Below are 21,749 nucleotides of genomic sequence, written 5' to 3' on the forward strand. Positions count from 1 at the left end.
CAATTAACTAGACCTTTTCCAATAATTCTAGTACTTGTTCTCGACCTCGTACCACCTCTACCCCATGTGCGATACCTATCGGTGTTTCACCCAACATGATTTCTTTAAATTTGGGCAATTGCTTCAAAACTTTTGGTAATTTTTGGATGGGGTTATTGAACAAACGAATTTCCTTTAGTTCTAACAAATCCCCCAATGAATCGGGCAAAGATTGGATCTCATTTTCATCTAAATCAATATAATTTAAAGCCGATAATTTTCCAATATCAGTAGGCAAAGTAGTTAACTGGTTGTTGTGCAAATACAGCCGTTTGAGTTTAGGCAGGTTGCTAATGACCAAGGGTAAAGTTGCCAACTGGTTGTTTGAAAGGTATAATTTTTTTAGTTCTTGAAGTTCGCTCACCCATTGCGGTAAATCGGTTAGTTGATTATTGGACAAACGCAAGACCTGAAGCGTAACTAGGTTTTGGAGCGCATCAGGCAATTTTTGAAGTTGGTTATTGCGAACATCTAACTCTATTAAACATTGAAAAGCATCAATATTTTCAGGCAATTGGGTCAACTGATTGTCAGACAAATCCAATTGAGTTAATTGTTGCATTTGAGCAATAGAGAGCGGTAGGCGTTCCAACTGGTTATATTCTAAATTTAAACGAGTTAAACGCTCAAGCATTCCCATAGACTCTGGTAGATGGGTTAAATTATTTCTGCTTAATTCTAAACAATCTAACTTGGTCAAACAACCAATATTTTCAGGCAAAACTTCTAGTAAATTGTGTTCTAAATCTAATTTAGTTAGATGAATAAGGTTTGTAATACTAGAAGGCAACTGTTTTAATAAATTCTTTTTTAATCGAAGCTCCTCCAATTGAGTTAGATAACCAACCCATTCTGGCAATACATTCAAATACTCCTCTTCTAAGTTTAGTGATTTTAGGGGAATGGTTCCTAAAATTTCTTGCTCTAATTTTGATAAATCCCAAGCACTATAATTGTGGTATATTCGAGCATTCGATAAATTATCTGTTGCTCTTAATAAAGCATTTAAAAGTTGCTGGATTTTATTTTCTTTGACCTGTCTATAGCTTTTTGATTCTAATATTAAAAAAAAAGCATAGCGTGTTTTTAATTGCTGATAGAGTTCATTAAATACTTCTGCTGCTCTCATCAGCCCTCTAATCGTCCTGCTAGCCCAATTTTGTTCCACCAAATGATGCCCCTCTTCAATTAATGCTTCCCTCAATGCCGAATTTCCTTTCATGATCTCAATAGCAATGTCAACATTATTTTCATCGCCTGTGGCAACTAAAGCGAATAAGCTTTCTTTTTCTTGTTTAAAATCCTCTGTCAAAATAAATAGTTTTGATGTTTTAATAAGGTTTCTTGTAGCAGCATTATACTCCTATAATGACAAATTGTTCCACAGAGTAAAAAAAATAAATTTGCTACTGCCAAAATAACACATGACGTCGCCAACTACTCACCAAATATGACAGAAAGACATAAAATAGTACTTGGCATAGGACATGATTATAGGAAATCATTAATGTAAAAATTGATACAAGATGCTTTTTATGTTTTAGCTGTTCAAAAACATAAAAAGCAGCGACGTATTAAAAAATATTGTTTTAATTTTTTTTTTAATCTAAAAAACAAACAACTTACTATGAGACCAATTAATGATAGAGTCTTGGTAAAACCTGCAGCTGCAGAAGAAACAACTAAAGGTGGTATCATTATACCAGACACAGCTAAAGAGAAGCCACAACGTGGAACAGTTATAGCTGTTGGTCCTGGTAAAGAAGACAGAGCCATGACGGTAAAGATAGATGATGTAGTTTTGTATGGTAAATATTCAGGTCAAGAAGTATCTCACAATGGAGAAGATTTCTTGATTATGAAAGAAGACGATATTCTTCTCATTTTGGACTAATCTCTACTTGCAGGTAAATCGCAACTTAATTTTGCCTCCTTACCTGTTTTTATATCATTCATTATTCAATACTTTGTGATACCAGTTTATTTAATGAATTATTAAAACTATAATTCATTAAATAATCATTGTTGGTTAGAATAAAGGCACAAGGTATTTATTATTAAAAGTAAAAACTTAATATAAAAATGGCTAAAAATATTAGCTTCAGCACAGATGCTCGCAACAAATTACAAGAAGGTGTTAATGCCCTTGCAGATGCCGTAAAAGTAACGTTAGGACCTAAAGGACGTAATGTTGTTCTTCAAAAAAGTTTTGGTGCTCCTCACATCACTAAAGATGGTGTTTCTGTTGCCAAAGAAGTAGAATTGGAAGATCCTATCGCTAACATGGGAGCTCAAATGGTAAAAGAAGTAGCTGCCAAAACTGCTGACCTAGCAGGAGATGGTACAACTACAGCTACCGTTCTTGCACAATCTATCGTAAACGCTGGTCTTAAAAGCGTTGCTGCTGGAGCCAATCCAATGGATTTGAAACGTGGAATTGACAAAGCAGTTAATAAAGTTATTACACACCTAAAAGAAACTTCTGAAATCATTGGTAGTGATTTTGAAAAAATCAAACAAGTAGCTTCTATTTCGGCTAATGGTGATGCTGAGATTGGTACTTTGATTGCTGATGCAATGGAGGCTGTAACCATCAATGGTGTTATCACCGTAGAAGAGGCAAAAGGACGTGAAACTTATGTTGAAAAAGTAATTGGTATGCAATTCGACAGAGGTTATTTATCTCCTTACTTTGTTACCAACCCTGAGTCAATGGAGGCAGAATTCGAAAATCCATTTATTCTAATCCACGACAAAAAAATCTCAAACATCCAATCTATTGTACCTGTTCTTGAGAAAGCACACGGTGCAGGTCGTCCATTATTGATCATTGCTGAAGATGTAGAAAGTCAAGCATTGAGTACTTTGGTGGTTAACCGTCTTCGTTTAGGATTGAAAGTAGCTGCTGTTAAAGCTCCTGGTTTTGGAGATCGTCGTAAAGCAATGCTTCAAGATATTGCTATCCTAACAGGTGGTACTCTAATTGCTGAAGAAACAGGACATAGCTTAGAAGCAGTTGAGCTAGAGCACTTGGGAAGCTGTGAGCGTGTAACCATTGACAAAGACAATACGATTATCGTTAATGGTGTAGGTGCAAAAGAAAATGTATCGGCTCGTATTTCTGAGATTACCAACCAAATCAAAAATACAACTTCTGATTACGATAGAGAAAAACTTCAAGAGCGTTTGGCTAAATTATCAGGTGGTGTTGCTGTTCTTTATGTAGGTGCTTCTACTGAAGTTGAAATGAAAGAGAAAAAAGACCGTGTTGATGATGCGTTGCATGCTACTCGTGCTGCTGTAGAAGAAGGTATTGTTGCAGGTGGTGGTGTGGCATTGGTTCGTGCTATTGATGCACTAGAAAGCTTTGAAGGGCTTAACGATGATGAAAACACAGGTATTAATATTGTACGTATTTCATTAGAATTGCCATTGCGTACCATCGTTAACAATGCTGGACTAGAAGGTTCTGTTGTAGTAATGAAAGTACGTGAAGGCGAAGGTCCTTTCGGATTCAATGCTCGTACAGAAACTTTTGAAGATTTAAAAGCTGCTGGTGTTATTGATCCTACTAAAGTTTCTCGTGTAGCACTTGAAAATGCAGGTTCTATTGCTAGTATGATCTTGACTACCGAATGTGTAATCAATGATATTCCTTCTGAAGATGCTCCTGCAGGAATGCCTGGTGGAATGCCTGGTGGAATGCCTGGAATGATGTAAGAAATCTAAGTTTAGATGACTTAAAATATATCAGCCCCTTTAGCAAAATTTGCTAAAGGGGCTTCTTTTTTTCTCCTTATCCAATGTATAACAATAAACTATAATAGAATATCGATTGGTTATCAAGCTTAAAATCTTGCTTTGGAATAGATTGCTTTATAGAGAAGAATTCTTTTTCGTTTGTTTAATTCAAAAAAAATTCTTAAATTGTTTCGATTTTTTACTATCAATCTATCACACCAAAAATTCTTATACAATGGATTTCTCTAAAAAAGTCATTGAACTTAGAAAGGCAATTCGCCAATTTATGCAAGTTCACAACAACCCCCATGACACCTCTAAATTCAATGAAATTGCTGATCAATTAAATAGCCTTGATCAAACCCTAAAAGGAGGAAGAGACGTTACCCCAACTCCAAACAATAAGATAGATGCTTCTGTTGGTGAAAAAGGAACGAATAAAGTTGATGATGTAAAAGTTGTTCAACAATTGCTCAACAACCATGGAGCTTCTCTAAAAGTCGATGGTGATGCTGGGCCTTCTACCATCAAAGCTATCAAAGCTTTTCAAGCTAAGCTCGGCACTAAAAATCCTGATGGGCGTGTTGATCCCAATGGCTTTACTTGGGGACATCTAACCGCTTCATCCTCCAATACAACAGATAACTCCTCTACTACTCCAACAACAAATGATACGACTCCTACTACTCAAACCATTAATAAATCCGTTGGCAAAAATGGAGACAACAATGTTGACGATGTAAAAGTCGTTCAACAATTGCTCAACGACCATGGAGCCTCTCTAACTGTTGATGGAGATGCTGGTCCTTCTACCATCAAAGCCATCAAAGCTTTTCAAGCTAAACTCGGCACTAAAAATCCTGATGGACGTGTTGATCCCAATGGCTTTACTTGGGGACATTTAACCCAAAAAGCGGTTAAGAAAAACCAAGAAACCGCTAAACCTACTGAAAAGTCAAACACTACTGAAGAAACGTCTTCTAGAAGTCCCGAAACTTCTACTTCTTCTGAAGAAACGTCTTCTACCTCTGTCACTACAACTAACATTAAAGGTAGTGTTGGAAAAAATGGAGACAATAATATTGATGATGTAAAAGTTGTTCAACAATTGCTCAACAACCATGGAGCTTCTCTAAAAGTCGATGGTGATGCTGGTCCTTCTACCATCAAAGCCATCAAAAATTTCCAAAGTATTATTGGGCTTCCTGACTTCAGTGGTCTCATCGAACCGAATAGCTTTACTTGGGAAAAACTGAATAAAGACAAAGATGATCATAGATTAGATCAACAAACGGTCAGTACAGGTGACGAACCTATTCCTGAGGAATTAAGTGTTACTAGTAAAATTACAAAATCAGTTGGGCACAAGGGGGCTAATCTTCCTGAAGATGTGCTTCTTGTTCATAAATTGCTAATCAAATTTAATTTAAAATTAGAGGAAAGCTCTACTGTAACTGTCCGTCTAATAAGCGCCATTAAAAGGTTCCAAAAAGAGTATGTAGGGTCACGAAACCCTGATGGGCGTATCGATCCTAATGGAAAAACTTGGAATACTTTACTCGGAATTGGTCGTATCAGAGGAGGAATATATAAAGTTGCCAAAAAATTTGATATTGAACCTGCTGTTATTTTGGCTATTCAAGCTGTCGAATCAGGTGGAAATGGTTTCTTAGCAGATGGTCGTCCAAAGATTTTATTTGAAGGGCACATCTTCTGGCGAGAACTTAAAAAGGCGGGCAAAGATCCCGCTGCTCTGCGCCCTGGAAACGAGAACATCATTTACTCTAAATGGACAAAAGCCAATTATAAATTTGGTGTCAAAGAGTATGATCGCCTAGCATTGGCTGAAAAAATTGATAAAATTGCTGCTTTAAAATCAGCGTCTTGGGGAGAGTTCCAAATCATGGGCTTTAATCATGCTAGTGCAGGCTATTCTGATGTAGAATCTTTTGTAGAGGCCATGTATAAACCTGGCGCTAATCAACTAGGTGGTTTAATGGGTTTTCTAAAAGACAACAACCTGCTTAGACATGTACGAGGAGAGTCCAAAAACTGGGCTGCATTAGCCAAGGGCTACAATGGTCCTGCTTATGCTGAAAATAAATATGATATTAAGCTTGAACGAGCTTATGAACGATTCTCTAAAATTCTTTTGTAGTTATTAATCATAAGGATAACCAACCCATCAAAATCTATTAATCAGGCTTTTGATGGGTTTTCTTTTATAAAAAATTCTTCTATCTAACATTCTATAAACAACAAACACACAATGAAACATCTTTTGTTCTCTAGCTTACTGCTTCTCCTATTTTCTTGTAATTCTGACACCGCTTCTTCTAAGAGCACTGCCATTGATACAGACTCTACAACCGTTGCTCCTGCCCCAGCGCCAGTAAAAGAGCAGTTAACTACAGCATCTTTTATATTGGACGGGCACGAAATTCTAGCAGAAAAAAAATTGGATTTTAATAGCGATGGTTTTGAAGATGTCGTCCTAGTTCTAAAAAATAAGCAGGAAGAAGAAATATCTGATTATGCCAATGACAATCCAAGTCCTCGTCCTTTATTATTTTTAGCAGGTGACGAACAAGGCTCTTTGCAATTGGTCGCTAGAAATGACAACGCTGTTTATTGCATTGACTGTGGAGGACAAATGGAAGACCCATTTAATGGAATTGCAATTAATAAGCACTTTGTTTCTTTTGAATATTATGGCGGCAGTCAATTGCGTTGGTCTAGGGTTACTACGTTTTATTATAATAAAGAAAAGAAAGCTTGGTTCTTATATGAAGATGGAACCGAAACCTTTGAAGCGGCTAATCCTGCAACAACAGCAAAGGCTAACCAACAAACCAAGTTGATCCCCTTTGAAAGTTTTGACATCTATCAACCAGTTGCCAAATAACTGCTAAACCTGATCACAAAACGAGGTTTGTGCAACTCAATTATTGTATGAATTTTGTTTGGTGATCAGGTCTATTGTTTAGAATTGTTTAATTCTTCTTTAAGATAGTGACTATAAGTCTTTTTTGCTTGTTTAATTCAAAAAAAATGCTTAGTTTGTAATGATATTCTATATCTACCTCACTAAAATAATTTATTATGGATTTTTTCTCTAAAATCGCTGATTTGCAAGCAGAAATACACAAATTTATAGCTATCCACAACAACCCTCATGACACCTCCAAACATAACGATCTTGCCAAAAAACTAACTAAACTTGAATCTTCTCTAAAAACTATCGCTTCTACGAGTGCTCCCAGTAAAACAATTCAACATTCAGTAGGCAAAGGTGGGGTTAATAATTATAAGGATGTATTAGTTGTTCAGGAATTGTTGGGGATAAAAGTAGATGGAGACTGTGGTGTCAAAACCAATCTAGCAATCCGCCTTTTTCAACGAAGACTAGGGTTTAAAAAAACGGATGGGCTGATAGAACCCAATGGTATTACTTGGAAAAATTTGGTAAAAAAAGCAAGCCCAATTGACGATAGCGAAAATAATTCTAACGATGATGATACTTTATTAACACCTACCTCTACTACACTTAAAAATTCTGTTGGCAAAAATGGCGTCAACAACCTAGACGATGTGGTTCTCGTTCAGAAATTGCTGGGCTTAAAAACAAACGGTAAATGTGGTCTAAAAACAATAAAAGCAATTCGAAATTTTCAAAAAAGCCTTAATTTTAAAAATCTTGATGGCATTATAGAACCCAATGGCATCACTTGGAAACATCTCAATAAATCTGCTACCACTGATGCTGAAAAAGGGGCAGATTCTAGCCAACTCCCGACTAGAAAAAGTACTGCTTTGATCCAGCAATCGGTTGGATTAGGTGGCGTCAACGCATTGGAAGATGTACAAGCAATCCAAAAAATACTAAAAGAAAACTGGGGTTATGCAATTCCTGTAGATGGAAAAATGGACGACAAAACCGTTCAAGCCATTCGAAAATTCCAATATCGATTTGCTGGAAGTATACAAAATCAAGATTCTAGAATTGATGTAAATGGCAACACATTAAAGTATCTAGTAGGGGATCTAAAACCAACCATGCCTAAAACAGAAGATGGTATTATTGGTGGCGCAGAATCTCCCTTGGAGAAAAAAATGGCAGAATTTACCAAAGTATTTACAGGAATTCAAATAGAAGTTAATCCTGGTGAATTTGTCTCTGTTCGCCCACCCTATCACATCAATATTGGTAAACGCTTAAAAAGAGTTCTTGCTGCTCGAAAAGCAAACCCAAAGGTAAAAAGAGTTATTCTTGGGTTAGGTTTTGGCGGTGGTGTTGGGAAAGCTACCCCTGCACAAATTGAAACATTTCTCGAAAAATGCATCGCTAAAAATTTGATTAAAGATAAAACTTCTCAAGGACTACATGAATTTTTATCGACCTATGGCGTAAGCACAGATTGTTCTGGGTTGGCCGTTCAAGCCGCCAATTTTTTATTGGATGGAGATATGGAACGCCCCAAATTAAGTCAAAGAGGAGAAGAAGTTAAAATTACCAATACAGCAGGAATTCAACAACACCCTAAGGTTGCTAGTCCCAAACAACTTCGTGCTGGTGATATGATGGTCAATTATAAACGTAAAGGCACCAGTACTTATCATGTGCGAATCATTATTGATGTAGATGAAATAGAAAACAGCAATGTCCTTGAATTTACAACGGTTGAGTCGGGTAGTTCGAGCGATTTAGGAGATGGTGGAGATGGCGTTGGGCAAAGAAGGTGGAAGTTTCCTGACAAAACAAAATTTGAAAACATACAAATTTTAAAAGGTAACAATTGGATAAGGGCTAATGCTTCTGATCAGGCTTATACTTATGTTCGCATGAAACAATTGGCTCAACTAAAAGATGAATAATAAAAAGTTGTACAACTTAAGTAACTACGCATAATCAATTCTGCGTAGTTACTTACTACCAATTAATATTTAAGCAATAGCAGAGCTAAAAACCTATCGAAATCCATTAAGGGGTGCAAATTTCTTTAAAAGCATCTTCTATCCTCTCATATTCAAACTGAAAGCCCTCTTCCTTCAATCTAGTTGATACAACCTTTCTGCTTTTGAGCACCAACTCTGTCTGAGTACCAAGAAATACAGCACCTAATTCTAACAATACCTTAGGCATCGGCAAGCCCCAAGAACGTCCAATTGCCTTACGAAGTTCTGCCATAAAAGATTGATTGGTTACGGGCTGAGGTGCAGCAACATTAATAATTCCAGAAATATGTTCTTTGCCAATCAAAAAATCTACCACTCTTATAAAGTCACTTAAATGTACCCAGCTAATAAACTGTTGCCCACTCCCCTGTGTTCCTCCTAACCAAAATTTTGTTAAATTAATCAAATATTCCATTGCTCCACCAGGTTCTTTTCCGATTACAATAGCCGTTCTGAGGGCTATTTTTCGCACAGAAGGGGTTACTGCTGCCATAAATTCTTTTTCCCAAGCTTTGCAAATATTCATAGAAAAATCTGTTCCTATCTTTCCATTGTACTCATCATTGGCGGGTATCGCTCCCCTTGTATCTTGATAAATAGTTGCAGAACTAGAGTTGAGCCACAACTTGGGAGGATTTGCTGCTTGAGCAATTGCTTTTCCTATGATACGGGTTGAATCGATTCTCGAATCTAAAATTTGTTTTTTGTTGGTGGCATTATAACGGCAATTCACCGTTCGTCCTGCCATATTAACAACAACATCTGCTCCTTCCATCACCTTAGCCCAATCGCCTAAAGTTTTGCCATCCCATTCTAAAAATTGAATACTTCCCTGAGGAGGGTAATAACGACGAGACAATACAAAGACCTCCCAGCCTTTTGTACTAAAATACTGCGCTAATTGGAGTCCTAGATAACCAGAACCACCAGGTATTACTAATCGAGGCATTGTTTGATGTTATCGTGAATAAAAAAAAGTTGTCGCATAGTTGCGACAACTTAAAAATAAAATTTTTATTCTATTAATTTATTAGAAGTTATTACGAACTGCACAGCACTCATGAAATAATAGGGGTGTATAGGCGAAAATGCAATTTTTTTTGAAGGTCAAGGAAAATAATCTACCTTACTCCTTTTTAACTAGTTTGATTCTTTCTATCCTATTTTCATAAATAACTTCTACGATATAAACGCCTGCTCCTTCTTTTAATTCCAACTGGTATTGATTGGTTGTAAGGTGTTTTTGAGTAAAAATAGTTTGACCACTTAGATTCAATACTCGAAGCGAAGCCCCTATTAAATCATTAGACTTTATCGTTACCCATTCCTTTGATGGATTAGGATAAACACGAGTCGTAGACAATGGTATTTTTTGATTATTTAGATTGGTACTCGTGTTTAATTTTTGGATAAAAATATCAAAATTGTCAACAGCAGTTCTATTGACCACTCCCACTCCAGGGTCAAAATCTACAGTGTATTTAAACCCTCCAATCGTATAAACTCCACCATTCCCATCTACAGCAATTCCTTTTCCAGTATCGTAATTATTTCCGCCTATGCCCTTCACCCAGACCAAATTGCCCATACTGTCCAATTTTTGAGTAAAAACATCAAAGTATGTAGCCGTCAAGTTTGTCGTTCCTCCATTCGGGTCAAAATCTACTGTACTACTAAACGCTCCTGTTAGATATAGGTTATCTGAAGCGTCTATTGCAAAATCACTGCCCCAACTACTTCCATAGCCGCCCATATTTTTTGCCCATATCAGATTGCCGTTAGGATTTAATTTTTGAATAAATATCCCAGACCCACTGCTTACTGTAGATAAATTGGTAACTCCCGCTCCAGGGTCAAAATCGACCGTCCCCGCAAAATATCCCGTTGTATAGATGTTATTAGCTCCATCTACAATAATTCCATTCGCTCTATCGTCATCTATTCCACCAATGCTATTCCCCCAAACTAAATTGCCTGCAGTGTCCAATTTTTGTACAAATCCATCATATCCCCCTACTGTATTCACATTGTTCACTCCGCTATTAGGGTCAAGATCTATTGTCCCTATAAAATACCCCGACGTATAGATATTTCCTCCTGCATCCACATCAATATCATTAGCATCACTGTCATTCGTTCCTTCCATATTTTTTACCCATATTAAATGGCCGTTAGGATTTAGTTTTAATACAAATGCACTATAAGAAGGAGAAGATAAATTAAAAACTCCTGCATCAGGATCAAAATCTGTTGTTCCTTTAAAGTTACCAGCTATATAAATATTATTGGAATGGTCCACAACAATAGATCTCCCATTATCATAAGAACTTCCCCCCATTGATTTTGCCCAAATAAAGTTACCTGCTGCATCTAGCTTCAAGACAAAGATGTCAACCGCTCCTTTAGATATTAAAGGAAACGTATTGGCACTAGGATCAAAATCGACCGTATCTCTAAAGGTTCCTGTAATATAAACAGCTCCCTGCTGATCAACGGCTATAGCCTCACCGATATCCCAACCTGAGCCACCAACATTTTTTGCCCAGAGTAAGTTGCCTGTTGCATCTAATTTCTGGATAAATATATCACTCCCCCCATTAGCTGTTAAATTTGTTGTTCCGCTGGTTGGATCAGCATCTATTGTTTCATGAAAATAACCAGTAGCATAAACATTTCCGATAGCATCAACAGCAATATCATTTCCCATATCCATCCTATTGCTCCCCATTGCAACAACCCATTCAAATGACTGAGCCATAGCATTATGACTCATTATAAAACAGAATATAGTTAGTAAATAATAGTTTTGAACTGTAAATTTAGTGCAATTCATTTTTAGGTATTTTTTAATTTATAAAGCAATTCTCATAATTCGAGACAACTTTAAATTTAGGGCAATTAATCCCCCAAATCAAATTAAAAAAATAGCTTTGTGGCAATAAAACAAGTTAATTGATTCAATAAACATTTAATTATCAAATCCTTAATCACAAAGAAGTGATAAAATTTAACATAAAAAATAAAGTAATATTTCTTTTCGGCACCATCGCACTCCCCACTTAGTAAAAAAAAAGTAGCAACACGATTTAGTGTCACTACTTTATAACGTTATATTAAGAGCCCTAAGTCTCTATAATTCATTCATTACTGTTTGATAAATTCTTGTATAATACGCTCTTTATTATCCAATTCGATAGAAAGAATATACACAGCAGGAGCCAATTGATCAACCTCAATTTCTAAGGTTTGATAAGCTTGTACACCAACACTAAATGCTTGCATTACTTGTCCTGTTACCGTTCTAATTTCAACTTTGGCAGATGCTGTATTCCTTGGCAATTCATTAAAACGAACATTTAATTCACTATAAACAGGATTAGGATAGATAAATGCATCAATGTTATTATTGTTTTTGATGCTTTTTCCTTCTACTGCTTTAATTTTTGAATAAGTAATGGTTCCATCAAAATCAACCTGTCTGAGGCGATAATAACTAACCCCAGAATAGCTATTCTCATCTACCAATTGATAGTTGGTAATGCTGACTGTATTTCCAAGACCTTCAAGATAGCCAACTTCCTTAAATTCTGTTTCTGTTGCCAACATTCTTTCAATAAAGAAACCTTGGTTATTGATTTCGGTTGCTGTTGACCAGCTTAATTTAACTTTATCAGCATTTAATCGATCCGCTTCAAAACGCATCAATTCTACTGGCAAATCAGAATTAGAATTATTGTTTGCTAATACAATTTGCGAGAAACTATTGATATTATTGGTTGCATTATAGCTAATCATGGCATTGGTTCCTGCACTTGCATTATCGGCACCGCCAAAAGAAGTACCCCACGTTGGTCCAAAGGCATTGTCAGCACGTTTGTACAATTGTAAAGGAGAACTTGCCTGTGCCAATCCAGCATCTAAAGGAGATACATAACTTAAACGATTAAAAGTAATATCTACCAATGGATCGAATGTCATATTGGTACCATAGTTTTTCACTACAAAATATTCATTGTCTACATCCGTTCCGATAGCCTCCCAACCATGTGGTTTTTCTGTTTCTAATCTAGAAATAACAATTTCTCCATTGGGTGTATTTGCACCAAATTCGATAGAAACACTTGTATTAGGGAAATTATATAAGCCCCCTGCTCCAATAGTAACCCGATCAGACGTACCACCAGCTACAGCTACCTCAGAAGGCATATAATCTGCTGCTGCTACATTTATAGTCGTTCCATTATTCGTTCCCAATGCATCCTTCACCCCACCTGCTGTACCAGCAGGATCATCATTATTAAACTGATAATAGGCTACTAATCCTGTTTCATTTCCTTTAAGAGTCAAATGCATGTTTTCACGAATTTCAGCTTCTGTCCTAACGGTACTCCAAATGCGTACCTCATCAAGACCTCCTCCATAAGCTACATTGGTTGTAAGACCAAAATTTCCAATTACCGTATTAGCATTTTGAATAGCATTAGCATCACTACCTGTTCCATTCACAACACCATCTATATATAAGTTTATTGCTCCTGTACTAGCACGTGTAATGGCTATATGATGCCAATTACCATCATTTATATTGGCTCCTGTCGATGTTGCTGCTATTACTCCAGCTTTCCAATAAACCAACTCACCAGTTGTTGTTCTAAGCCCAAATCTTATCGAGTTTGATGAGCTCTGATATTGTGTGATAATTCCTCCATCATTGGTTGTCGTTTTTATCCAAGCACTAATACTAAAATCTTGAACGCCTGTAGTTGGCAATAAAGCGGCTCCCAAATCAATCCGATCATCAACACCATCAAAATTATACATATTACCACGCACATCAGAAATTTCATTTTCAGACTCCTGTACCACCATAAACTGTCCTGTCAAACTAATTTTGGTAAATCTAGCCGTCGTAGCTGTTATGCTCTGTGCTGTAGCAATTTTTGTCCAAATGGCTCCACTGCTTGCGGTACGATAATATAAGCTGTATTTAGTAGGGTCTGTACTGGTAAAAGTAGCCGCAGGGAACGTAAAGGTATAATTAACCAATTGAGTTTCTGTTGCCAAGGACTTATTCACCGTCCACATTGGATTTTGAATGATAGTTGTTCCACTAACCCCTCCAATTGCATTGGGAGCAAATGCTTGATAAGTAACCGTAAAATCCTCCGCACCAGAATGAGCCAAGAAATCTAAGCTTGCATTAGCATTGGTAAAGGCATGGGTACTTACCCCTGCTAGAACATTAATCGTTTGGCTATTAGAAGTTCCACCTGCATCATTTCCAACATTCACATTAGAAGTTACCCAGTCGGTTGCAGGATCCATATTGGTTAAGGTACCATTATTGCCTTGCCCCGAATGATCTGCTAAGGTACTAGAGCCTGTCCCATCATTCATTTGGTAATAAGCAACTAAGCCCGCAGGGCAATCTTTTAGGGTCAGATGCATATTTTCACGAATTTCAGTTGCAGTACGAGCAGTAGACCATATACGAACTTCATCCATTTGTCCATTCAGATAATTTCCTCCTGCCCATGCTCCAATCTTAACAGTAGAAGTACTAACATCTATAACACCAGTTTGAGCAATAGAGTTTCGCTCAATACCATTGACATAAATCTTCATATTCGTTCCATCATAAGTACCTACAATATGGTACCACAATCCAACGCTAATTGAGCTACCTGCTCCACAGACCTGCCAACCTGCCCCCAAATCTAGATGGAAATTAGGCTCTCCATTAATTAATTGTAGAGAATAGGAATCATCAAAAGCCACATCTCCAAATTTGGTAATAATTTTTTGATCTCCAGTCACATTATCCACTTTCACCCAAGCTTCCAAAGTGATATTTGTGGTTATATTCAAAGCAGCAGGATTACCAGCAGTTATAAAATCATCAGTACCATCAAAATCCAAAACATCCCCTCGTACAATATCTTTAGTTGGAGCGGTATAGGTACCATCAAAAGGACTTCCCATATCACCTGTTGTAGATGTCATAACATTAGGATCAGCGGTTGTATTGTTATTTTCGTAGCCCAATGTCCCCGTAGCAGGATCATTCCCTGTACGATCAACTCCTGGGCTAGCTTTTGATCCCCAAATAGAATTTGTAAATGTAGGGGCATCCGTATAATGAGCAGCAATTCCTGATGCATCATCATTTTGATAAGCAACCGACCAAACTATATTATTGCTAGCATCTCTGATAATAATTTCGTCTGTACCATTTGATAAGGTTAAACCAGCAACTTCAAAAACATTCATACTAGGACAACCGCCAAGCCATTGCGTCTGAAAAGCTGCTTTGTTCTTAGCAATAATCACATATCCTCCAGCAGGAATAACAAAGCTATTCGTCGTAATTAAATCGTTGTCTACATCCTCATCCTGTATTCTCCAATTTTGAATATCTACAGGACTAGCACCAAAATTATATAATTCAACCCATTCATCCGTAGCATCATTCCCACTAGGATTGGTTATCCATTCTGTAATGGCAATCGTTGCAACGCCTGTACCACGTACAGCAAAATCATAAGCTGCTTCATTGGCATCGTTATTATTCACCGTAACGGTAGCATCTCGAACACCAACTGCTCCAGGTGTAAACGTTACCGTAAAAGTTGCTGTAGCTCCCGCTGTTATATTAGCAGGAAGCGTTATCCCTCCTATTACAAAATCTCCTGAATGGGTTCCTGACATGGCAATAGAAGCAACATTCAACGTACCTGTCCCTGCTGTGTTATCAATTGTAAAAGTATGCACATCATTATTACCTGTCGTTACGCTTCCAAAATCCGTATCGTCTGTTGTGCTTGGTGTGGCATCTCCATCTACAATAGAAACACTATTACCAATCAAATCTATTTCTGGATTCGCAATTCCCGTTCCTTGTACCGCATAGTCGTAAGCAGCTTCATCTGCATCATCACTATTAACCGTTACGGTAGCCGTTCTAAGACCTGCTGCTGCGGGGGTAAACGTTACCGTAAAGGTTGTACTGGCTCCTGCTGCCACGGCTGCTGGCAAGGTGATACCTCCTACGACAAAATCTCCTGAATGCGTCCCAGACACAGCAATAGAAGCAACATTTAACGTAGCCGTTCCTGCTGCATTGTCTATTGTAAAGGTATGTACATCATTGCTTCCTAAATTGACGTTACCAAAATCCGTATCGTCTGTTGTACTTGGCGTGACATCTCCATCTGCGATAGAAACACTATTACCAATCAAATCTATTTCTGGAGCTGCAATTCCCGTTCCTTGTACCGCATAGTCATAAGCAGCTTCATCTGCATCATCACTATTAACCGTTACGGTAGCCGTTCTAAGACCTGCTGTTGCGGGAGTAAAGGTTATCGTAAAGGTTGTACTTCCTCCTGCCGCCACAACTGCTGGCAAGGTGATACCTCCTACGACAAAATCTCCTGAATGCGTCCCCGTCACGGTTATTGTACTAACATTTAACGCAGCCGTTCCTGCTGTATTGTCGATTGTAAAGGTATGCACATCATTGCCTCCTAAATTGACATTACCAAAATCCGTATCGTCTGTTGTACTTGGCGTGGCATCTCCATCTGCGATAGAAACACTATTACCAATCAAATCTATTTCTGGACCTCCTGATGATACCGTACTTTGTACATTTCCAGTCCAAGTTGTTAAAGCTTGACCACCACAAGGACCTTGTGCAACCCATGTTCCTAAAGTCAAATCAGGTGGATCGGGAAAAGAAGCGGTTGTGTTAGCATATAATACATTAGGGTAAGAAGCACCGCCATTGGTACTCAACTGTATCTCCCATTGGGTGCCAGTCCAAATAACTCTAAAAGCACAGGTACCTGCACTACAAGGAGTCCCTGGCAACGTGTTTACATAAGTGTTTCTAGTTCCAACAGTTCCTGCAAGGTTTAAGGTTATAGGATACCCTGCTGCTATAGAACCATTACACCCTGTGTAAGAAATCTGTGTTGATCCATACTGCTGAAAACACAACAGTAATAGAAGTGTACATAAAATCTGTTTCATAAATCATTGGTTTTGTTTGAAGTTGTTAGAAGCATTCTTTAAAAGCTTTTGATTTTTTAATCTGCTACACGATCAATATCACTAACAATCAATCGTATATCATTTTAAATTCATCTAAAAAAATACTTTTAAACAATCTCTTTGTATTACATTAGTTTTGCGATAAAAAATCTAAATTGATTGTTGACTTAACAATCAATTTAGCATTCATATATAAGCATTTACAAAAATAGTATTATATTTTAAGATAGCGCTACTGCTGTATTTTTTTTAACAAAAAATATATAATGTGTTAAATTATTGGATAGTTTAAGCAACCTGCACCTTAGCATATATGCCAACTATAAATTTTAACCATTTCCCTATTTTCTATGTAGTATTTTATTCTTTTATTTTTCTTTATATCTCAACGTTCAATAAAGCCCTTCCTTTCAAATCAAAGTGCTTTGTGTTCGGGATTCAGGGCTAAAAAAACTATTTCAGCTCATATACATTATTAACCGTCCAAGCCTCTGCCTTTGCAGCAAATTTAGGTTTTGTTTCTACCCATATTTCTCGAAAAAAATCGGAATGTCGATAAGCGTTCAAATCGTCCTCACTATCCCAGTGACTATGAGAAAAAATAATATTAGGATGATGTACATCTTGAACAATTTGCAAATAAGTACATCCCTCAAAATTTCTAATCCGCTCTTTGCGTTGGTTCACAGCCTCCAAAAATCCCTCTACATATTCTTCTTTAAATGTCATTTTCACAAATCGAATAACCATTGTTTCCTTCTTAATTTATGTTCAAAAATAAAGCTTTTTTAGTGCCTATTATAGTATAATTCTATTGGCAATAGCAAGATAGATCTAAAATAGATCATTACCTTATCTAAGGTAGGAATAATTTTTGATGGCTTATCAATAATTTCTTGCCCCCCCTTTTCAAATCTCAGGTGAATAATTCTATAGAATCTTTGTTTATAGGTACATAATAGAATTATTTAAATTGTCACATTGTTCATTTATTAAGTTGGAAATTATAGGTTTATTTTTGAATTGCTAGTTATTTTTTGTACTTTCAAAAACTGATTTGATAAAAAAATCTAATATTAAAAGTAATACTCCCCACGCTAGCAAATCAATAGAAATTATCTATATATTTAACTATATAGATAATGTCTCTATTGGAAAAAAAAACAGACACAACAAACAACAAGAAACTCTTTTTGAGTATGGAAACAGAAAATATAAGCTTGCATGATTCATTGAAAAAATTCTTTGGTTTCAGCAAATTTAAAGGCACCCAACAAGAAGTCATTGAAAGCATCTTAGGAGGTCATGACACTTTTGTTATTATGCCTACTGGTGGAGGTAAATCGTTATGTTATCAACTTCCTGCATTAATGGTTGAAGGGACAGCACTCGTTATTTCTCCATTGATTGCACTTATGAAAAACCAAGTAGATTCTATTCGCTCTTTTGCGGATTCCGATTCTATTGCTCATTTTTTGAACTCATCCTTGACCCGTACTCAAATTAAGACGGTCAAAAAAGATATTACAGAGGGGCGTACCAAGTTGCTTTATGTAGCTCCAGAGACGTTAACTAAAGAGGAAAATTTAGCCTTCTTTGCCAACAACAATATTTCGTTTATTGCCATAGACGAAGCGCATTGTATCTCTGAATGGGGGCATGATTTTCGTCCTGAATACCGTCGTATCCGCTCTATGATTGAGGCGATGAACAAGCAAATTCCAATCATTGCCTTAACCGCTACTGCAACTCCTAAAGTTCGTTTAGATATTGTCAAAACATTGCGAATGACAGATCATAACGAGTTTGTATCTTCTTTTAATAGAGATAATCTATACTATGAAATTCGTCCTAAAGCAAAACAAGATGATGTTCTAAAAAACATTGTTCAGTTTGTCAAAAGCATGGATGGAAAATCTGGAATTATCTACGTTCAAAGTAGAAAGGCAACCGAAGAAATTGCTAAATTACTCAATGTGAATGATATTAATGCGGCTCCTTATCATGCAGGCTTAGAAGCTAAAGTACGTAGTGATACTCAGGACAAGTTTTTAATGGAAAACATTGACGTTATTGTCGCTACCATTGCTTTTGGAATGGGAATTGACAAACCTGATGTTCGTTTTGTTATACATTATGATATTCCAAAAAGTATTGAGAATTATTATCAAGAAACAGGAAGAGCAGGACGTGATGGTTTAGAGGGAAAATGTATTGCCTATTATTCTCACAAAGACATTTTGCGCTTAGAAAAGTTTTTGCGAGACAAACCTGTTTCGGAACGAGAAATGGGTAGCCAATTACTTTCTGAAATTATTGCTTATTCGGAGACTTCTTCTTGTAGAAGGCGTTTTTTATTGCATTATTTTGGAGAAGAGTACCAAGATGAGAGCTGTAGCAAAGACAAAATGTGCGACAACTGCAAATATCCTCGTGAAACCATTGAGGCAAAACAAGACGTACAGTTGGCACTGAGAACAGTAGAGCAATTGTTAGAAAACTGCCACATCAAGGAAATCGTAGATTTTATTATTGCCAATAAAACCAAAAATATTTTAGATTTTAAATACGATAAATTGTCTTTATTTGGGGCTGGGAAAGAAAAAGATGCGCATTATTGGAACTCTATTTTGCGACAATCTTTACTCAATAATTTGCTACTTAAAGACATTGAAACCTATGGCATTATCAAGCTAACTGCTGCTGGAAGGGCCTTTATTGAGCAACCTACTTCTTTCAAAATTGCTCTTAATCATGACTTTATCAAAGAAGCAGAAGAGGCAGAAGAAGCCGCAGAAGCAGCCAATACATCTGTACTTGACAAAACGTTATTTAAGATATTAATGGCTGTTCGCAAAAAGGTAGCTCAACAAAAAAATGTCCCTCCTTTTGTCGTCTTCCAAGAACCTTCTTTAGAAGAAATGGCAACTCGCTATCCACTCTCTATTGAGGAAATGAAAAACATATCGGGGGTTAGTGAAGGAAAGGCTCGAAGATATGGACGAGAATTTATTAAGTCCATCCAAAAATATGTTGAAGACAATGACATTATTCGCCCTGTTGATTTTGTCATCAAGTCCGTCGCCAAAAAATCTAAGAATAAGGTAACGATCATTCAAAGCATTGATAAAAAAATCCCCTTTGAGGACATTGCTGAAACCTTGGGATTGTCTATGGAGGATTTGCTGCACGAAATGTATATGATTGTTAATTCAGGGACAAAACTCGATATTAACTATTATACCGAAGAAATGATTGATGAGGAGATTTTTGAGGAGATTATTGAGTATTTTATGGAGGCAGAATCAGATTCTTTGGACCTAGCGTTAGAAGAACTAGAAGAAGACGATATATCAATGGAAGAGATCGCTTTGGTGCGTTTAACTTTTTTGTCAGACACAGCCAATTAGCGCTTATAATTTGATTCTAAAATAATCGTTAAATAAAACAATAGCCTCAAGACAACATCTTGGGGCTTTATTCATTATAGAATATGTACGCTAAAGTTGTTATTATACTTTGTATAGCCGTTTATTATACCATAGGTAAGACAGAATATCGAGCAAAAAATGCGAATCCTTTTATTTACGATCAAGCAGGATATTACAATTACCTGCCTGCTTTTTTTATTTACAAAGACTTAAATTTTAATTATCTCAACAATGCGCCTCCTGCTAGCAGGGCATTTATAAGCTCTCAGCAACACAAAGCAGGGCATTCTGTCAATATGAATCGCTATAGCACAGGCATTGCTTTTTTGTTAAGTCCATTTTTTGGATTGGCACATTTGCAAGCCTATTTATCTGGCGCACCTCCAGATGGGTTTTCAGCACCCTACCAAAGCTGGATTTATATTGGGCATTTTTTTTACTTGCTAATTGCTTTCTTTTTATTGCGTCAAATCCTAAGTTTTTATTACAAAGACCCAATTATTGCTTGGACAATAGGGCTTATTGGTTTGGGAACCAACTTAGCTTATTACGCCATTTATGAGCCCTTGATGTCTCACAATTATTCTTTTTTCTTATTTAGTTTAAGCTTATTTTTAGCCATTAAGTGGTTAAACAAACAACAGAATAGTACTCTATTATTGCTTGGTTTTACCATTGGTTTGTTGGCAAATACCCGCCTTACAAATCTTATTTTTGTTTTGGTCTTAATGCTATGGAATGCTTCATCTTACAATGCTCTTAAAGAACGCTTTTTGTTACTTTTAAAACATTGGAAAGTCTTATTGTTGGCATTTGGGATAGGCTGTATCCCGTTCTTACCCCAATTATGGTATTGGCAGCATTCTACAGGGCATTGGCTGGTTAACTCTTATGGTGCTCAATCGGTATTCTTTTGGGCAGATCCTATGATCGGTGAAATTCTGTGGGGATACAAAAAAGGTTGGTTATTGTACAGCCCCTTGATGTTATTTGCAGTTGTTGGTTTAGGCTTTTTATATCAACAGTTTCCCAAGATTTTTTGGAGTATTTTTTTGTATACCTTGCTCAACTGGTACATTATTTCTTGCTGGTGGTGTTGGTGGTATGGGGGCAGTTTTGGGATGCGTCCTCTGATAGAATCCATGGCTCCCCTATCTTTAGCCGTTGCTGCCTTCTTACATTGGGCGTTTCAATCCAAACGAACAAAAATACCAATGGTAGGAGCGATTGTATTAGGAATTGGCTTAAATGCTTTTCAAAGCTACCAATATAGCTATAATTGCATTGATAGTTTTGGGATGACTCGCAAAGCGTATTGGATTGTATTTGGGCAATTGCCTCCTTTATCTCCTTCTGTTGCCAAGGAATACGACAAGTCTCTGTTAGGGGTTTATATGAATCAGATGACCATAGAGGACCGCAATGAGACAAAAACCTATAATGAACGCATAGAGATGGAGTCTGAGTAGTTGATGGACTAATTTGATAATTTGAAGATGGCAATTATCTTCAAATTATCAAATTGTC

At 36.8% G+C, this 21,749-nt stretch carries 12 protein-coding genes; 7 read left to right on the forward strand and 5 right to left on the reverse strand.

The window, feature by feature from the left end; genetic code table 11:
- Positions 1 to 7: 7 nt before the first annotated feature.
- Complete coding sequence (locus tag AsAng_RS18380) at positions 8 to 1,351, reverse strand: leucine-rich repeat domain-containing protein (protein WP_264788557.1); 1,344 nt, start codon at positions 1,349 to 1,351, stop codon at positions 8 to 10.
- Between the two features lie 315 nt (positions 1,352 to 1,666).
- Between AsAng_RS18380 and AsAng_RS18385 the strand changes: the two genes are divergently transcribed.
- The 5 genes from AsAng_RS18385 (at position 1,667) to AsAng_RS18405 (ending at position 8,655) form a co-directional block, all read left to right on the forward strand.
- Positions 1,667 to 1,933, forward strand: coding sequence for a co-chaperone GroES (locus tag AsAng_RS18385; RefSeq protein ID WP_264793586.1), 267 nt, complete (start codon positions 1,667 to 1,669; stop codon positions 1,931 to 1,933).
- A gap of 188 nt (positions 1,934 to 2,121) precedes the next feature.
- Positions 2,122 to 3,759 carry a chaperonin GroEL gene (gene groL, locus AsAng_RS18390; protein WP_264788558.1) on the forward strand — a complete coding sequence of 546 codons (1,638 nt, stop codon included), beginning with the start codon at positions 2,122 to 2,124 and terminating at the stop codon, positions 3,757 to 3,759.
- Between the two features lie 256 nt (positions 3,760 to 4,015).
- The gene (locus AsAng_RS18395) at positions 4,016 to 5,938 is read left to right on the forward strand and encodes an N-acetylmuramidase domain-containing protein (protein WP_264788559.1); all 1,923 of its coding nucleotides are present in this window, start codon (positions 4,016 to 4,018) and stop codon (positions 5,936 to 5,938) included.
- Between the two features lie 111 nt (positions 5,939 to 6,049).
- Positions 6,050 to 6,685: a hypothetical protein gene (locus AsAng_RS18400; RefSeq protein ID WP_264788560.1), complete on the forward strand. Its 636-nt coding sequence runs from the start codon at positions 6,050 to 6,052 to the stop codon at positions 6,683 to 6,685.
- A 197-nt stretch (positions 6,686 to 6,882) separates the two neighbouring features.
- Positions 6,883 to 8,655: a peptidoglycan-binding domain-containing protein gene (locus tag AsAng_RS18405; RefSeq protein ID WP_264788561.1), complete on the forward strand. Its 1,773-nt coding sequence runs from the start codon at positions 6,883 to 6,885 to the stop codon at positions 8,653 to 8,655.
- 106 nt (positions 8,656 to 8,761) lie between these two features.
- Here AsAng_RS18405 and AsAng_RS18410 read toward each other — a convergent pair whose 3' ends face one another.
- The 4 genes from AsAng_RS18410 to AsAng_RS18425 all read right to left on the reverse strand — a co-directional run bounded on the left by AsAng_RS18410 (position 8,762) and on the right by AsAng_RS18425 (position 17,541).
- Positions 8,762 to 9,685, reverse strand: a complete 924-nt coding sequence (locus AsAng_RS18410) for a TIGR01777 family oxidoreductase (protein WP_264788562.1) — start codon at positions 9,683 to 9,685, stop codon at positions 8,762 to 8,764.
- 177 nt (positions 9,686 to 9,862) lie between these two features.
- Entirely contained in the window at positions 9,863 to 11,569 is a 1,707-nt protein-coding gene (locus AsAng_RS18415) for an SBBP repeat-containing protein (protein WP_264788563.1), read from the reverse strand.
- Positions 11,570 to 11,880: 311 nt separating this feature from the next.
- A complete protein-coding gene (locus AsAng_RS18420) occupies positions 11,881 to 16,770 on the reverse strand; it encodes a choice-of-anchor D domain-containing protein (protein WP_264788564.1) in 4,890 nt (1,629 codons plus the stop codon).
- A gap of 474 nt (positions 16,771 to 17,244) precedes the next feature.
- Positions 17,245 to 17,541, reverse strand: a complete 297-nt coding sequence (locus AsAng_RS18425) for a putative quinol monooxygenase (RefSeq protein ID WP_264788565.1) — start codon at positions 17,539 to 17,541, stop codon at positions 17,245 to 17,247.
- 449 nt (positions 17,542 to 17,990) lie between these two features.
- Here AsAng_RS18425 and recQ point away from each other — a divergent pair, with 449 nt between their 5' ends.
- Both recQ and AsAng_RS18435 read left to right on the forward strand, forming a co-directional pair.
- Positions 17,991 to 20,201 carry a DNA helicase RecQ gene (recQ, locus tag AsAng_RS18430; RefSeq protein WP_264788566.1) on the forward strand — a complete coding sequence of 737 codons (2,211 nt, stop codon included), beginning with the start codon at positions 17,991 to 17,993 and terminating at the stop codon, positions 20,199 to 20,201.
- An 83-nt stretch (positions 20,202 to 20,284) separates the two neighbouring features.
- The gene (locus AsAng_RS18435) at positions 20,285 to 21,691 is read left to right on the forward strand and encodes a hypothetical protein (protein WP_264788567.1); all 1,407 of its coding nucleotides are present in this window, start codon (positions 20,285 to 20,287) and stop codon (positions 21,689 to 21,691) included.
- Positions 21,692 to 21,749 lie beyond the last annotated feature (58 nt).

The organism is Aureispira anguillae (genome assembly GCF_026000115.1).
Classification (GTDB): Bacteria; Bacteroidota; Bacteroidia; order Chitinophagales; family Saprospiraceae; genus Aureispira; species Aureispira anguillae.

Bases quoted from the DNA above. Each gene is read 5' to 3' on its own strand.
- AsAng_RS18425 (WP_264788565.1), bottom strand. From the start codon at position 17,541: ATGGTTATTCGATTTGTGAAAATGACATTTAAAGAAGAATATGTAGAG.
- AsAng_RS18405 (WP_264788561.1), top strand. From the start codon at position 6,883: ATGGATTTTTTCTCTAAAATCGCTGATTTGCAAGCAGAAATACACAAA.
- AsAng_RS18410 (WP_264788562.1), bottom strand. From the start codon at position 9,685: ATGCCTCGATTAGTAATACCTGGTGGTTCTGGTTATCTAGGACTCCAA.
- recQ (WP_264788566.1), top strand. From the start codon at position 17,991: ATGGAAACAGAAAATATAAGCTTGCATGATTCATTGAAAAAATTCTTT.
- AsAng_RS18385 (WP_264793586.1), top strand. From the start codon at position 1,667: ATGAGACCAATTAATGATAGAGTCTTGGTAAAACCTGCAGCTGCAGAA.
- groL (WP_264788558.1), top strand. From the start codon at position 2,122: ATGGCTAAAAATATTAGCTTCAGCACAGATGCTCGCAACAAATTACAA.
- AsAng_RS18435 (WP_264788567.1), top strand. From the start codon at position 20,285: ATGTACGCTAAAGTTGTTATTATACTTTGTATAGCCGTTTATTATACC.
- AsAng_RS18420 (WP_264788564.1), bottom strand. From the start codon at position 16,770: ATGAAACAGATTTTATGTACACTTCTATTACTGTTGTGTTTTCAGCAG.
- AsAng_RS18395 (WP_264788559.1), top strand. From the start codon at position 4,016: ATGGATTTCTCTAAAAAAGTCATTGAACTTAGAAAGGCAATTCGCCAA.
- AsAng_RS18400 (WP_264788560.1), top strand. From the start codon at position 6,050: ATGAAACATCTTTTGTTCTCTAGCTTACTGCTTCTCCTATTTTCTTGT.
- AsAng_RS18415 (WP_264788563.1), bottom strand. From the start codon at position 11,569: ATGAATTGCACTAAATTTACAGTTCAAAACTATTATTTACTAACTATA.